Source organism: Bacteroidales bacterium (assembly GCA_012517825.1).
Lineage (GTDB): Bacteria > Bacteroidota > Bacteroidia > Bacteroidales > JAAYUG01 > JAAYUG01.
In genome coordinates this window covers 22,042-36,232 of record JAAYUG010000091.1, presented here as the reverse complement: position 1 = coordinate 36,232, position 14,191 = coordinate 22,042, and the positions used below count along the sequence as shown (strand labels likewise).

Below are 14,191 nucleotides of genomic sequence, written 5' to 3'. Positions count from 1 at the left end.
CTTCGCTTTCGCTGAATTGAGAAGGTTCCAGAAAGATCGAGAGGGGTAAACCTTATTAATTCATTAATGCATATCGTAATGGTGTTTCTTATGAATAAACCTGGATTGAATAAAGCTATAATTTGCATACAATATAAAATTCACTTGCAATTTAGATAAAATACAAACTTTAACTGACTTTCAGCATAATATAATTCGTTATAATATAAAAAGACAAAACATAAAACACTAAATCTAAGTAAATTATAAAAATATACTCTTTATTGGGAATTTTCAAAGATAATAACGATTTTTACACCATTAAAAAGAATTTAATTGCAAATCTTCTTGATAAAATGCAACAATACCTTGATCTTTTGAATCATGTTTTGCAGACCGGCATCCGGAAAAGTGACAGAACGGGTACCGGTACGATCAGTGTTTTCGGATACCAGATGCGCTTCAACCTCCAGGAGGGATTTCCTCTGCTCACCACAAAGAAGCTGCATTTTAAGTCCATTGCATATGAACTGCTCTGGTTCCTCAGAGGCGACACCAACATTAAATTTCTTACCGATCATGGCATAACCATCTGGAATGAATGGGCCGATGAATACGGTAATCTGGGCCCGGTGTACGGCTATCAGTGGCGAAGCTGGCCTGCCGCCAACGGCAAATATATTGACCAGATCAGCCAGGTTGTTGATTCCCTGCGCAACAACCCCGATTCCCGCCGCCATATTGTGTCAGCCTGGAATGTGGGCGAAATTGACAAAATGGCCCTCCCTCCCTGTCATATCCTCTTCCAGTTTTATGTTGCCGGAGGAAAACTCTCGTGCCAGCTTTACCAGAGGAGTGCCGATATTTTTCTCGGTGTTCCGTTCAACATCGCCTCTTACTCCCTTCTTACCTGCATGATGGCTCAGGTTACAGGGCTTCAGCCCGGAGAATTCATTCACACCCTCGGCGATGCTCATCTTTACCTGAATCATATTGAACAGGCAAAACTGCAACTTACCCGCACGCCCAGAAAACTACCCACCCTGCGGCTGAATCCGGATGTCAAAGACATCTTTTCTTTCCGCTACGAGGATTTTATTATAGAAGGTTACGACCCGCACCCGCACATTAAAGCCGACATTTCCGTATGAACGATAAACAAAACTGGATCAGCGGAAAACCCCTCGCCATTATTGTGGCCATAGCTGAAAACAATGCCATAGGCCTCAATAACCGCCTGCTCTGGCACATCAGCGATGACCTCAAGCGGTTCAAAAGGATTACCGAAGGTCATACGGTGGTAATGGGCAAAAAAACCTATGAATCCTTACCAGTTCGCCCGCTGAAAAACCGCAGAAACATTGTTATCAGCGATTCGCCTGAAGATGCGTTTGAAGGATGCCTGACGGCCCACTCTGTTGAAGAAGCTATTTCGCTGTGCGACCCGCATAAAATGAATTTCATCATTGGCGGAGCTTCCATTTATCGACAGTTTCTTCCTCTGGCCGACATGCTCTATTTGACGCGGGTGCATAAAGCATTCCATGCCGACACTTTTTTCCCTGAAATATCAACCAAAGACTGGCAGTGCATTTCTTCCGAACAGGGGCCTGAAGACCCTTCGCTCGGATTTGAATATACCTATGAAATATATAGCCGTATTTACAAATAAAATTTCTATTTTTCGCCTGAAAAACCGGAATCCTATGAAAAGAAAACTCCTTCTCCTGACCGCCTGCGTCATGTTAGTTTCTGCTGTTTCAGCGCAATATCCTGCCGATAAGATTGTCGGCGTTTACCTGACGGCAAAAAAAACCTCCCAGGTCCGCATCTTTAAGGCAACTGACGGCAAGTACTATGGAAAAGTTGCATGGCTTGAAAAAGACAAAGACAAGAAAGATGTTAACAATCCTGATCCCGCCAAAAGAAATGAACCGATACTTGGGTTGGTGATTTTGCGGGGACTGAAGTATGATGCCGATAAAAAACAGTGGTCGGGCGGAACAATTTATGACCCTGACAACGGGAAAACCTACGACTGCTACCTTTGGTTCGATGAAAAAGATCCCAGCATCCTCCAGTTGAAAGGATATGTGCTGGGCATGCGCTGGCTGGGACGGGAATCTTCGTGGATCAGGGAAGAAAAACTCCGCGAATAATCCTTCGTTTATAGCTACCTTAAATCGTCCCGGAGAGCAAACTCCTCCGGAACGAATTTCTTTTTCCAATTCCTGACCTTATTTCAGAGTATGGTATTTGACCGTTTTCGTACACCTTACGTACGGATATGGTCATTTTTTCAGAGTATGACAAAAATAATTTCTGTCTAAATCATTGATTTATAATGTTTGAACAATTTTGGCATATCAGTTGTTAATATGACGTAACAAAACACTAAAGCTATGAAAAAAGGAATTGTTGTGGTAGGATTAATGCTGATAAGCGCAATGACAGCGCTATATGCCGGTGAAAAACCTCGCAGTCTTGCACCGGTAAAGGAAGACCTCACCATGGTTTACAGTGAGCCGGTTGCTGAAGTCGAAGCCTGGATGCTTGAAATCTTTTCTCCGGCATCAGTTGCTTCGGAAGTTGTGACGGTAGAATCGTGGATGCTTTGTCCGGAACTGTTTATGGGAGATGTCTCCTACGAGCCTGTTCAGGAAGTGGAAGCATGGATGCTCGGGGAATACTTCACAGGGCTTCCGGTCTCCGATAAGGAAGAACCCATGGCTGTTGAACCATGGATGCTAAGTAAAGAATGGATTTAAACTCTCATAGGTTGGATTTAGGTTAGTTGGTTGGTTAGTTTTGGGTTGATGAAGGGGTTGCAGAAAGATTTTCTGTAATCCCTTCAGTTTTATTAGAGGAATTAGCTGTACGAAGCAGGAACCCGAGGCCCTTCAAAAGCGACAGACGGTTGACAATGTTCGTCAACCGTCTGTTCGTGTTTTCTTACTTCCGTAAGGGTGGAAGACCGGGCTCGAACCGGCGACCTCCAGAGCCACAATCTGGCACTCTAACCAACTGAGCTACATCCACCATGTTTTCAGGATAATTTCTTAAACATCCTGAAAGGGAATGCAAAATTAAGAATTAATTTTTTAGTGTACAAACCAGGGAAAAAGGTCTCAGGAAAATGTGTATCTTTATGCCCTTGTTTTTCTGACAGATAAAGGTTGAAATTTCAAGCAGGAAAATACGTCAACAATATCTCCAGCCTGCAGATATACAATCTGTTGCGCTTTACTACCTTTCTGCTTGTCAGTATTGCCTTGTCGAAGTTTTACAGCCCCAAAGATATCGGCGATTTTGAGCTCATGATGTTTATGGTGAATATTGCCAGTTTCTTTTGGGTGACCGGAATTATTCAGTCGTTTTTATCGCTCTACAACAGCAATCCCGTTTTCCCCGGAATCAAAACCGACCGCAAATCTCCGGAAATCTGGAACGCATTCCTGCTGTTGTGCCTGTTCAGTCTGCTCTTCGTCATTTTCGGGCTGACCCTCCAGGGGAACCTGCATGTTTTCAGTGAAGCAAAGAAAGTCCCTTATTTTGGTCTGGTGCTTATCTATTTCCTGATCAGCAACCCTTCAAACCTGATTGAATACATTTATATCCTCCGGAATAAATCATCCCTGGTTTTGCTGTATGGTTTTCTGAGCCATGCCCTTATTCTGGCCGGCACTTTGATTCCGGTCTGGCTGGGCATGGGAATAAAGGAAGCATTTACAGGACTTATTATTGCTACTATTCCAAGGGTAATCTGGTTGGTTTTTTTGCTGGTTAAATATGCTGAACCGGTTTTTTCATGGGAATTCATGAAGACCCATCTGCATTATGCCTGGCCGTTGATTATCAGCACCCTGCTCAGCGGTTCGGCACAGTATATTGATGGGTTCATTGTGGCCAACAAATTCAATGCAAAAGATTTTGCCTATTTCCGTTATGGTGCCAAGGAATTCCCCCTGGTCGTCATGCTGGCCAACGGTCTGCATGCCGCCATGATTCCTGAATTTTCCACCACGGGCAACATTTCAGAAGTGCTGAAAAAAATCAGGCACAAATCCATCCGGCTCATCAATGCGCTCTTTCCTCTATCCATGGTTCTGCTCCTTTTCAGCAACTGGCTGTTTATCCATCTTTTCAATCCGGCCTTCCGACGTGGGTCAGATATTTTTATGATTTATCTTTTGCTGATAATCAGCCGCTTGGTTTTCCCACAGACCATTCTCATCGGACTGCGCAAAACCAGTGTGATGATGTGGGTTTCCGTGGTGGAAATTTTTCTGAATGTAGCATTGAGTCTTTTCCTGATTCAGTTTTACGGCCTTCAGGGAGTTCCTCTGGCCACGGTGATCATTTTTGTCCTCGAAAAAATTGTTCTGATAGCCTATAACTACTTCCACCTGAAAATACCTCCCCAATCCTATATACCTGTTAAATTGCACCTGATGTATTCTGCCCTGATCATTATTTTGTTCGTACTGATTGACCGGAGAATCATTCCTACCTACTGATGGTGATATATAACACTTTCTGTTTACGTTTTTTTAATGATCTTTGAACCTAAACAGGTGTATTATGAACCGGGAAGAAGGAAACCTCGAAGAGTATTTCAGACCGTACCGGGAAAAGATTGTGGGCATTGATGCCAGCTTTGAATCGCCGTATGGAAGGCAAAAGGTGGTTTATGCCGACTGGACGGCCAGCGGACGCCTTTATCATCCGATTGAACAGAAACTTCTGGAAGAATTCGGCCCTTTTGTCGGCAACACGCATTCAGAGACCACGGAAACCGGTACAAGGATGACTCTGGCATATCATGAGGCACACCGTATTATTAAGGAGCATGTTCATGCCGGACCAAACGATGTTATCATCACTGCCGGTTCAGGAATGACAACAGTAGTGAACAAGCTTCAGCGGATTCTTTCCCTCAAAGGGTGTTCCCGGGTGCATGTAAAGGAATGTTTCAAACTGCCGGATCGTCCGGTTGTTTTCATAACCCACATGGAGCACCATTCGAACCACACCTCGTGGTATGAGACCATGGCTGACGTGGTCATTCTTCCGCCTACACCCGACCTGCTTGTAAATCCGGATGTTTTGCGGGAAGAAATAAGAAAATACAAAGACCGGCCATTTAAGATCGGAGCATTTACCGCCTGTTCAAATGTTACGGGGATCCGGCCGCCTTACCGGGAACTGGCGCGCATCATGCACGAAAACGGAGGAATAGTTTTTATTGACTTTGCCGCTTCGGCCCCATACGATATCATCGACATGCATCCTTCCGATCCCATGGAAAAACTCGATGCCATCTATTTCTCCCCGCATAAATTTCTTGGTGGCCCCGGTTCTTCAGGCGTTCTGATATTTGACCGAAGCCTCTACCATTCCGAAGTACCTGACCAGCCGGGTGGCGGTACGGTTGACTGGACCAATCCCTGGGGAAGCTACAAGTATGTGGATGACATTGAGGCAAGGGAAGACGGTGGCACGCCGGGCTTTCTGCAGGCAATACGCGCAGCCCTCGCCATACGGTTGAAAGAACAAATGAACCCGGTGATCATGGCCGCAAGAGAAAAGGAAATTACCCGGCTTGCCCTGAATGAACTTCGCAAAGTGCCCGGAATAAAAATTCTTGCCGACAAGGTGGAAGAACGACTGCCCATTTTTTCCTTCTATCATCCCGAAATTCATTTTAACCTGATTGTACGACTTTTAAACGACCGGTTCGGAATTCAGGTAAGGGGAGGATGTGCCTGTGCAGGAACTTACGGCCATTATCTGCTGGAAGTGAGCTATGAAAAATCCCGTGAAATTACCCAGCTCATCAATTCAGGCGATCTTTCCAAAAAGCCGGGATGGGTGAGATGGTCTCTGCATCCTACTACCACCAACGAAGAAATCGTCTATTTCACCGACAGCCTTCGTGCCGTTATTCAAAACATTGATGCCTGGAAAAAAGATTATATTTACAATCCAAGGAAAAACGAGTTTTTTCATGTGAAACACGCTGAAGCGCAGCCTGATTATCTGAAAAAATGGTACACCCTCTGATGGCAAGTTCAGGCGAAAATCAGGTTCAGCCGGCGGCAGACAAAACAGGATGCTATGAAAATATTACCGGTACGCGACAGGAAGACACGTTCTCTTTTTCTGGAGGTGCCCAGAATCATATACAAAAACGACCCCTGGTGGGTTTGTCCGCTTGATTCGGAAACTGAATCACGGTTCAATCCGGAAGAGAATAATTTTCTTAAGGACGGAGAAGCCGACCGATGGATTCTGCTGGACGACAAAGGCAACCCTGTTGGCAGAATTGCCGCCTTTTACAACCGCATTAAAGCATACGAAAATGACCAGCCTACCGGCGGAATTGGAATGTTTGAATGCATCAACAGCACAGAAGCTTCCCGCCTTTTGTTTGACACCGCCCGCGAATGGCTCCGGTCAAAAGGAATGGAAGCCATGGACGGCCCCATCAATTTCGGTGAAAACGACAGCAACTGGGGACTGCTCATTGAAGGATTCACCCATCCCGGCATGGGCATGCCTTACCACCTTCCTTATTACCGAAACCTTTTCGAAGAGTACGGCTTTAAAGAATATTTCCGGCAGTTCAGCTACCACCTTGATATACGCAAACCTTTCCCGGAACGATTCTGGAAAATAGCTGACTGGATCAGCCGCCGGCAGAATTTCCGCTTCAAACACTTCACTTTCAGGGAACAGGATAAGTTCATTGCCGACATGGTGAAGATTTACAACGAAGCCTGGGCGGTGTTCAAGGAAGACTATACGCCTCTTGATCCCCAGACCGTACGCAATACCATTAACAAAGCCCGATTTGTTATAGATGAAAATCTGGTTTGGTTTGCCTATCACGATGATGAACCCATAGGATTCTTCATCATGTTTCCCGATATCAACCAGATCCTGAAACATTTCAACGGAAAAATGAACCTCTGGAATATGATCAGGTTCTTTTATTACAAGAAAACCAAAAAAATCAACCGGGTAAGGGCCATGGTGGCGGGCGTAGTGCCGCGATTCCAGAATACGGGCGTGGAATCGGCCATCTTCCGGCAACTTGAAAAGGTTTTTTTCAGCAAACCTTATCTTCACTATAAGGAAATTGAATTATCATGGGTGGGCGACTTTAATCCCAAAATGCGCTCCCTTTACGAAGCCGTCGGAGCAAGACTGGCCAAAATCCACGTTACCTACCGGTATCTTTTCGACCCAACCAGACCCTTCAAAAGGTTTATGCCCGAGGCGGTTGAAAAAGCTTCCAGATTTGATATCCGTCAACATCATGTTGAAGAATGAATTTGAAATATTGTTTTTTTCATTATCTTTGCAAGCCAAAAATTAAAGAGCTGATTTTATGAAGAAGGATATTCATCCGAAGAACTACCGGCTGGTTGTGTTCAAAGACATGTCGAACGGCACTACGTTTATCAGCAAGTCAACTGTTGCCACAAGGGAAACCATTGAGATTGACGGTGTGGAATATCCGCTGGTAAAGCTGGAAATTTCCAATACTTCCCATCCCTTTTACACGGGTAAGATGAAGCTGGTTGACACAGCCGGACGTGTTGACAAGTTCATGAACCGTTACAAGAACCATCTGGAAAAGAAAAACAAATAGGAGAACTTACTTTTCATAACCGGGGTGTCATCGGCCTGAGGGGCATGACACCCTTTTGTATTCTATGAATATGCATCCGGTTCTTTTTGAGGATGATGCGCGGATTCACCTGCGGCCTTTTACCTTTACCAGGCCAGTTGCTGAAATCTGGCTGGGTATGGCTTCTAACCGCATGCGCTGGGAAAAAATCCTCGGAAAAACCTGTTCCATCGCCGCTGAAAATCACCTGCAGAAAAAATATCCGCTGGAACTTACTGACGACAACATACTGATTAACAGCGCCGTATTGCCGTATAACGGCCTGGCTGAACGGCTCGCCAGTCTCGGAAAAAGGGAAGCCCTGATGAAGGATCAGAAAATACTGGCTCTTCGCCTGAACGGATACGATGCCGAACAATTTGTCCAGGGAAAAATTCCTCCTTTCAGGACCCTGCAATTTGATGGCAATCCGCTCATTATGCACCGCACCTGGGAACTTTATCGCATGAACAGGGATGTTTTTCTTTCCGATTTCACCCTTTTTACCAGCAACAAAGTGTCTGCTACCCTCCCTTCGCACGTAACCTGCATCGGACAACAGATTTTCATAGAGGAAGGTGCGATTGTGGCACCCTGCATCATGAATACGGAGACCGGCCCGATTTATATTTCCCGGCATGCAGAAATCATGGAGGGAGCGCTGATCCGCGGCCCGCTTTACCTTGGCGAACACTCTGTCATCAAAATGGGAGCACGCATTTATGGTGCTACCACATTCGGCCCGGGGTGCAAAATCGGAGGGGAAGTGAATAACTGCATTGTATTTGGCAATTCCAACAAAGCCCATGACGGGTTCATCGGTAATGCAGTAATTGGCGAATGGGTAAACATGGGAGCCAACACCAACTGCTCCAATCTCAAAAACAACTATGCTCCTGTGCGCGTCTGGAGTTATGCAGAGGAAGAATTCACCGAAACAGGCTTGCAGTTCTGTGGCCTCATGATGGGAGATTACAGCAAATGCGGTATTTCTTCCATGTTTAATACCGGTACCGTGGCAGGAGTGAGTGTAAATGCATTTGGTGCCGGGTTTCTTCCCAAGTTTATTCCTTCTTTCAGCTGGGGCGGACCCTCAGATTGGAAAACCTTTCAGCCGGAAAAGGCAATTGAAACGGCCCGGAGGATGATGGAACGAAGGAATAGAACCATGACCGCTATCGATGAGCAGATTCTTCATGACGTGTTTAACCTTACCGGAAAGTATCGGCAAAAAGCCGGTATTCTTTAACTTTGTATGAATGGCATAATTATTGACATAATGCTTGTTGGTATTCCTTTACGACAAACTGACATAGCAGGAGGAAAAAAATAGTATGAGTGATAGTATTGACCAGCGTTTTAAAAACATTTATATCTCCGGACCTGTTGACGAAAACTCCGACTTCATACCCCTGATTGCCGAAGAGGATGAGAATCATCTGAACAAATCGCAAGTTCCTGAACAATTGCCGATTTTGCCTCTCCGCAATACCGTGCTTTTCCCCGGGGTCGTTCTTCCTATAACGGTAGGAAGGGAAAAAAGCATCCGCCTCATCCGTGAAGTGTATAAGAAAGACCGGATTATCGGAACGGTTGCCCAGAAAGACCCCGATGCCGAGGAGCCCCATCATGACGATCTCTATAAAATTGGCACTGTAGCCCAGCTGGTGAAAATTCTTGAAATGCCCGATGGAGGCACATCGGTGATTATCCAGGGAAAAAAACGGTTTGCCATTGATGAAATCCTTTCGGAAGAGCCGTATATTACAGCCAGGGTGCATGAATTGAAAGATGTACACCCCAGCCCGAACAATGCCGAATACCAGGCGCTGGTAGAAAGCCTTAAAGAAACTGCTCTCCGGATAATCCAGCTTTCGACAAACATTCCTCCGGAAACTTCGTTTGCAGTTAAAAATATCGAAAGCTCTTCGTTTCTGATCAACTTTATCAGTTCCAACAGCGAACTCACCACACAGGAAAAACAGAGACTGCTGGAAATAAACGATTTGAAGAAACGGGCGCACCGCCTGCTGGAATATCTTAACCGGCAGGTGCAAATGCTCGAACTGAAAAACGATATCCAGGCAAAAGTTAAATCAGAACTCGACCAGCAGCAGAGAGAATACCTTCTGCACCAGCAGATGAAAACCATCCAGAACGAACTGGGCGGAAATCCTCTTGAACAGGAAATTGAAGAAATGCAGAAGAAAGCGGCACGTAAGAAATGGAGCCGCGAAGTCGCTGAAACATTTGAAAAAGAACTGGATAAACTGCAGCGAATCAATCCGGCATCTGCCGAGTATTCCGTCCAGTTGAACTACCTGTACACCCTGCTGGAACTTCCCTGGCAATATTATACCAAAGACCGTTTTGACCTGGCAAAGGCAGAACAGATTCTCAATCAGGATCATTTCGGCCTGGAAAAGGTAAAGGAAAGGATTCTTGAACACCTGGCCGTGCTGAAGCTCAAAGGAGATATGAAATCACCCATTCTCTGCCTTTACGGTCCTCCCGGCGTGGGTAAAACTTCACTGGGCAAATCCATTGCACGTGCCCTTGGCAGAAAATATGTCAGAATGTCACTTGGCGGACTTCATGATGAGGCAGAAATACGGGGGCACAGAAAAACCTATATCGGTGCTATGCCCGGACGAATTATCCAGAACATTAAAAAGGCCAAATCCTCCAATCCGGTTTTTGTCCTCGATGAGGTGGATAAGGTAGGGCAGGATTTCCGCGGGGATCCATCTTCTGCTTTGCTTGAAGTGCTCGATCCGGAACAGAACAATGCCTTCTACGACAACTACCTTGAAATGGAATATGATCTGTCGAAGGTGCTTTTCATTGCTACGGCCAATACTACTGCAACCATTCAGCCTGCTTTGCTCGACCGCATGGAACTGATTGAAGTGAGCGGATATATTGTGGAAGAAAAGATAGAAATTGCCCGCCGGCATCTGATTCCCAAGCAGCTTGAAGCCCATGGTCTGAAGAAAAAACAGGTTGACATTAAACCGGAGGTGCTGGAGTACATTATTGAAAAGTATACGCGGGAATCAGGCGTCCGCGAGCTTGATAAGACCCTGGCTAAAATCATGCGCCATTATGCCCGTGAAATTGCCTTCGGAAGAAAACCCGATTCTTCGCCCGATATAGCCACCATTGAAAAAATTCTGGGCCCTCCGAAATACATCAAAGAAAAGTACATCGGGAACGAAATTCCCGGAGTGGTTTGTGGGCTGGCCTGGACATCGGTGGGAGGAGAAATCCTTTTTGTTGAAACAAGTATCAGCAAAGGAAAAGGTAAACTCACCCTTACCGGGAACCTGGGTGATGTGATGAAGGAATCGGCTACCATAGCCCTGGAATATGTAAGAGCGCATGCCGAGTCACTTTCCATTCCGGCCGACTTTTTCGAAAACCATGATCTTCACGTGCATGTTCCTGAAGGAGCCATTCCAAAGGACGGCCCTTCGGCCGGGATCACCATGGCCACATCCATCGCTTCGGCAATTACCCAGCGTAAAGTTAAGCCCTTCCTGGCCATGACAGGTGAAATTACCCTGGTGGGAAGAGTATTGCCCGTGGGCGGTATCAAGGAAAAAATACTGGCAGCCAAACGCGCCGGGATTACAGACATTATTCTCTCCGAAGAAAACCGCAAAGATATAAGTGAAATCAACGAGATATACCTGAGAGGAATCACCTTCCATTATGTAAGCAATATAATGGAAGTATTTAAGCTGGCACTCATGGATTAAATTACCCCCGCATCAGGCCTGTTCTTGCATCCCCGTTTCTGCATTTTGCACGTTGGTCTTTCAGGACATCTGGTTTACCGGTTACTACCGCCGTTTTACCGGAATTCAATTGCATCCCGTTGCAGGGATCCCCTATCTTAGCACCATAAAATTTACTGACAAACGTATAAACTTAAAAAACCATGAAAATGAGTGCCGGATTATTTTGGGGGATATTGTTCATCCTCATTGGAATTTCAATTGTTATCCGCGTTATATTTAATGTGGATTTTCCGCTTTTCAAGTTTCTGTTTGCCTTTCTCTTCATCTGGATCGGCATCCGGATTATGCTGGGAACCAACGTGCTTTCCACTCATTCCGAAGGCGAGCATAACGTCATTTTCGGTGAAAAACGATGGACAGGAGAGGAAGTTGGCTCGGGAGAATACAACATTATCTTCGGAAAAGGCGTATTTGATCTTCGTGACATTAAACCCGAAGGCACAGAACCTATGCTTGTGCAGATTCATACAGTTTTTGGAGCAACGGAAATCAAGGTATCCAAAGACATTCCCCTTCGTATTGAAGCCAACGCCGTATTTGGAGGAGCCGAAATGCCCAATGGCAATAATGCAGCTTTTGGTTCCGTTAAATATGAAAGTCCGGCTTTCGTAAAGGATTCTGCCCACCTCTTTATCAAGGCCGACGTGGTCTTTGGAGGTTTGCAGATTAGGGAATATTAACTACCTTTCGGATGAATTCCTGAAAGAACCTTACCGAAGTTCGATCAGGCAGGGCAATATCAGATCAGACGGCCGGCTGTGTAAGCTAACCGTCTGGTTTGTATCATTATAATACGGTTTCTGCAACACGTGCTTTTAATTTTTAATGGTATGGAAAAAATAGCTGTATTTCCGGGATCCTTTGATCCGTTTACCATCGGCCATGAATCCATCGTGCGAAGAGCATTGCCATTGTTCGACAAAATCATCATCGCAGTAGGCCAGAATGTTCTGAAAGACAGCTACTTTCCTCTGGAAAAGAAAATGAAATGGATCCGGCAGGTATTTCAGGATGAACCCAAAGTGGAAGTTACAACCTATACGGGCCTCACAGTCGACTTTTGCCGGCAGCGGAAAGCCCGTTACCTCCTCAGGGGCCTGAGGACAGCTGCTGACTTTGAATATGAAAGGGCCATTGCTCAGGTTAACAAAGCCCTGCACCCCGAAATTGAGACTGTTTTTCTCCTTACCATGCCGGAACACAGTTCCATTAATTCATCCATTGTGCGGGATATCATCCGCAACGGAGGCGATGCTTCCCCCTTTGTGCCAAAAGCCATCAATCTGAAAGAGTAAAAGAGAATGAGCCGATTCCTGCTGGTGCTGTCGTTAGGTTTTGCTTCTGTCGCTATTGTATATGGCGGAAACGTGCAGATTTCGGGATGTGAAGTCAGTTATGCCGGTTCCAAAATTTCCCTCAGAACCTATGAGGAATATATCACGTATCAGGAAAAAATCCTGGCGGAAGCAACTGCCGATGCCAATGGATGCTTCTCACTGGAATTTCAATTGGAACGAACCTCCCTGGTTTTCTGGCATCTGGGGAAATATTTTGTTTATTTATATGCCGAACCGGGAAAAGACTACCATATCAATCTCCCTCCCAGGGCTGATAAGACGGAAGCAGACCGGCTCAATCCGTATTTTACCGAGGAAGAAGTGCATCTTCTGCCGGTGACCGGAGATTCCCGCGAACTGAACCACCTGATCACCCGTTTTGACAGTATTTACGGCCCTTATTACAGCCAGTTTGCGCTTTCGGTTTACGGTCCACCCGATCCGGCATCAGCCGATACAGCCGTCGAAACCATTCTCAGGCATTTTAATGGGATCAACCATCCGTACTTTTCCGATTACCTTTTATATAAGACCGCTATTCTCAGGTGTATTGCCAGTCAGTACAAAGCCCGGAGCCTTTCGGCCATGTATTTCAGGAATCATCCTGTTCTGTTTGAAAACCCGGCATACATGGAATTGTTTCACAGAATTTACGATTCCTACTTTTCCTATTTTGGCAGAACCGATACCGGGAAAGCTATTTACGATGTTATAAACCGTAAGCAGAGCTATACCACACTCCGAAGAATCCTTGCAGCCGATGACGTATTTAAAGGAGACACCTTGCGCGACCTTGTCATCCTGAAAAATCTCCATGATGAATTTTACCGGAACAGTTTTAACAGGAATGCCATAATTCATGTCCTCGATTCCTTCAGGTTGCAAGGACAGGTTGTAATGTTCCGCCCGGTTGCGGCCAACATCCTGAAAAAAGTAACCCGGCTGATGGCCGGTTACCCTCCTCCTTCCTTCCGGCTGCAGGATAGCCAGGGAAATTTCAAATCACTCGAAGATTTTAAGGGGAGGTATGTCTATCTCAATTTTTGCTACTGCTCCAGCTACAGTTGCCTTAAAGAATTTGAAATGCTGAATACCCTCTACAAAAAGCTGAAAGGCTATTTTGAAATCGTCACCATTCTGGCCGATCCGACACTTCAGAAAGTGACGGATTTTCTGAACCAAAATGATTATTCCTGGACCTTTCTTCACTACGGACAACAGCCTGACATTCTAAAAGAGTATGACATCAGGGCTTTCCCAACATATTTTCTTATCGGGCCCGACGGAAAGCTGATCCTTTCGCCGGCACCTTCTCCGGCTGAAAACTTTCAGCAAACTCTTTTTAATGTAATGCGTTCCCGGGGCGATTTGCAGTAAACCCAAGAACTATGGATTTG

General features: G+C 45.6%; 12 protein-coding genes, 1 tRNA gene and 1 pseudogene. 13 read left to right on the top strand and 1 reads right to left on the bottom strand.

The window, feature by feature from the left end; translation table 11 throughout:
• The first annotated feature begins 335 nt into the window (after positions 1-335).
• The 4 genes from GX419_06205 (at position 336) to GX419_06190 (ending at position 2,747) form a co-directional block, all read left to right on the top strand.
• Complete coding sequence (locus GX419_06205; GenBank protein NLI24276.1) at positions 336-1,130, top strand: thymidylate synthase; 795 nt, start codon at positions 336-338, stop codon at positions 1,128-1,130.
• Positions 1,127-1,651: a dihydrofolate reductase gene (locus tag GX419_06200; protein NLI24275.1), complete on the top strand. Its 525-nt coding sequence runs from the start codon at positions 1,127-1,129 to the stop codon at positions 1,649-1,651. Before GX419_06205 ends, GX419_06200 begins: the two co-directional genes overlap by 4 nt.
• A gap of 34 nt (positions 1,652-1,685) precedes the next feature.
• Positions 1,686-2,138, top strand: a complete 453-nt coding sequence (locus GX419_06195; GenBank protein ID NLI24274.1) for a DUF2147 domain-containing protein — start codon at positions 1,686-1,688, stop codon at positions 2,136-2,138.
• A 243-nt stretch (positions 2,139-2,381) separates the two neighbouring features.
• Positions 2,382-2,747, top strand: a complete 366-nt coding sequence (locus GX419_06190; GenBank protein ID NLI24273.1) for a hypothetical protein — start codon at positions 2,382-2,384, stop codon at positions 2,745-2,747.
• Positions 2,748-2,943: 196 nt separating this feature from the next.
• Here GX419_06190 and GX419_06185 read toward each other — a convergent pair.
• Positions 2,944-3,019 (bottom strand) — tRNA-His (locus GX419_06185).
• A gap of 136 nt (positions 3,020-3,155) precedes the next feature.
• On the opposite strand from GX419_06185, the gene GX419_06180 reads away from it, so the two are divergent.
• The 9 genes and pseudogenes from GX419_06180 to GX419_06140 all read left to right on the top strand — a co-directional run bounded on the left by GX419_06180 (position 3,156) and on the right by GX419_06140 (position 14,171).
• Positions 3,156-4,496 (top strand): oligosaccharide flippase family protein, encoded by a 1,341-nt coding sequence (locus GX419_06180; protein NLI24272.1) that lies wholly within the window; start codon positions 3,156-3,158, stop codon positions 4,494-4,496.
• Positions 4,497-4,560: 64 nt separating this feature from the next.
• Complete coding sequence (locus GX419_06175; protein ID NLI24271.1) at positions 4,561-6,042, top strand: aminotransferase class V-fold PLP-dependent enzyme; 1,482 nt, start codon at positions 4,561-4,563, stop codon at positions 6,040-6,042.
• A 54-nt stretch (positions 6,043-6,096) separates the two neighbouring features.
• Positions 6,097-7,227, top strand: a pseudogene (locus tag GX419_06170) (GNAT family N-acetyltransferase).
• 145 nt (positions 7,228-7,372) lie between these two features.
• On the top strand, positions 7,373-7,636 hold the full coding sequence (locus GX419_06165; GenBank protein NLI24270.1) for a type B 50S ribosomal protein L31: 264 nt from the start codon (positions 7,373-7,375) through the stop codon (positions 7,634-7,636).
• A 70-nt stretch (positions 7,637-7,706) separates the two neighbouring features.
• Entirely contained in the window at positions 7,707-8,903 is a 1,197-nt protein-coding gene (locus GX419_06160) for a glucose-1-phosphate thymidylyltransferase (protein NLI24269.1), read from the top strand.
• Positions 8,904-8,988: 85 nt separating this feature from the next.
• Positions 8,989-11,415 carry an endopeptidase La gene (gene lon, locus GX419_06155; protein ID NLI24268.1) on the top strand — a complete coding sequence of 809 codons (2,427 nt, stop codon included), beginning with the start codon at positions 8,989-8,991 and terminating at the stop codon, positions 11,413-11,415.
• A 182-nt stretch (positions 11,416-11,597) separates the two neighbouring features.
• Positions 11,598-12,137 carry a cell wall-active antibiotics response protein gene (locus tag GX419_06150; protein ID NLI24267.1) on the top strand — a complete coding sequence of 180 codons (540 nt, stop codon included), beginning with the start codon at positions 11,598-11,600 and terminating at the stop codon, positions 12,135-12,137.
• Between the two features lie 150 nt (positions 12,138-12,287).
• A complete protein-coding gene (gene coaD / locus GX419_06145) occupies positions 12,288-12,752 on the top strand; it encodes a pantetheine-phosphate adenylyltransferase (GenBank protein NLI24266.1) in 465 nt (154 codons plus the stop codon).
• A gap of 6 nt (positions 12,753-12,758) precedes the next feature.
• Positions 12,759-14,171 (top strand): TlpA family protein disulfide reductase, encoded by a 1,413-nt coding sequence (locus GX419_06140; GenBank protein ID NLI24265.1) that lies wholly within the window; start codon positions 12,759-12,761, stop codon positions 14,169-14,171.
• Positions 14,172-14,191: the final 20 nt, after the last annotated feature.

What these genes read in the sequence shown, in the direction of transcription:
- GX419_06160 (NLI24269.1), top strand. Translation starts at nt 7,707, where the DNA reads ATGCATCCGGTTCTTTTTGAGGATGATGCGCGGATTCACCTGCGGCCT.
- GX419_06175 (NLI24271.1), top strand. Translation starts at nt 4,561, where the DNA reads ATGAACCGGGAAGAAGGAAACCTCGAAGAGTATTTCAGACCGTACCGG.
- GX419_06195 (NLI24274.1), top strand. Translation starts at nt 1,686, where the DNA reads ATGAAAAGAAAACTCCTTCTCCTGACCGCCTGCGTCATGTTAGTTTCT.
- lon (NLI24268.1), top strand. Translation starts at nt 8,989, where the DNA reads ATGAGTGATAGTATTGACCAGCGTTTTAAAAACATTTATATCTCCGGA.
- GX419_06200 (NLI24275.1), top strand. Translation starts at nt 1,127, where the DNA reads ATGAACGATAAACAAAACTGGATCAGCGGAAAACCCCTCGCCATTATT.
- GX419_06165 (NLI24270.1), top strand. Translation starts at nt 7,373, where the DNA reads ATGAAGAAGGATATTCATCCGAAGAACTACCGGCTGGTTGTGTTCAAA.
- GX419_06140 (NLI24265.1), top strand. Translation starts at nt 12,759, where the DNA reads ATGAGCCGATTCCTGCTGGTGCTGTCGTTAGGTTTTGCTTCTGTCGCT.
- coaD (NLI24266.1), top strand. Translation starts at nt 12,288, where the DNA reads ATGGAAAAAATAGCTGTATTTCCGGGATCCTTTGATCCGTTTACCATC.
- GX419_06150 (NLI24267.1), top strand. Translation starts at nt 11,598, where the DNA reads ATGAAAATGAGTGCCGGATTATTTTGGGGGATATTGTTCATCCTCATT.
- GX419_06205 (NLI24276.1), top strand. Translation starts at nt 336, where the DNA reads ATGCAACAATACCTTGATCTTTTGAATCATGTTTTGCAGACCGGCATC.
- GX419_06190 (NLI24273.1), top strand. Translation starts at nt 2,382, where the DNA reads ATGAAAAAAGGAATTGTTGTGGTAGGATTAATGCTGATAAGCGCAATG.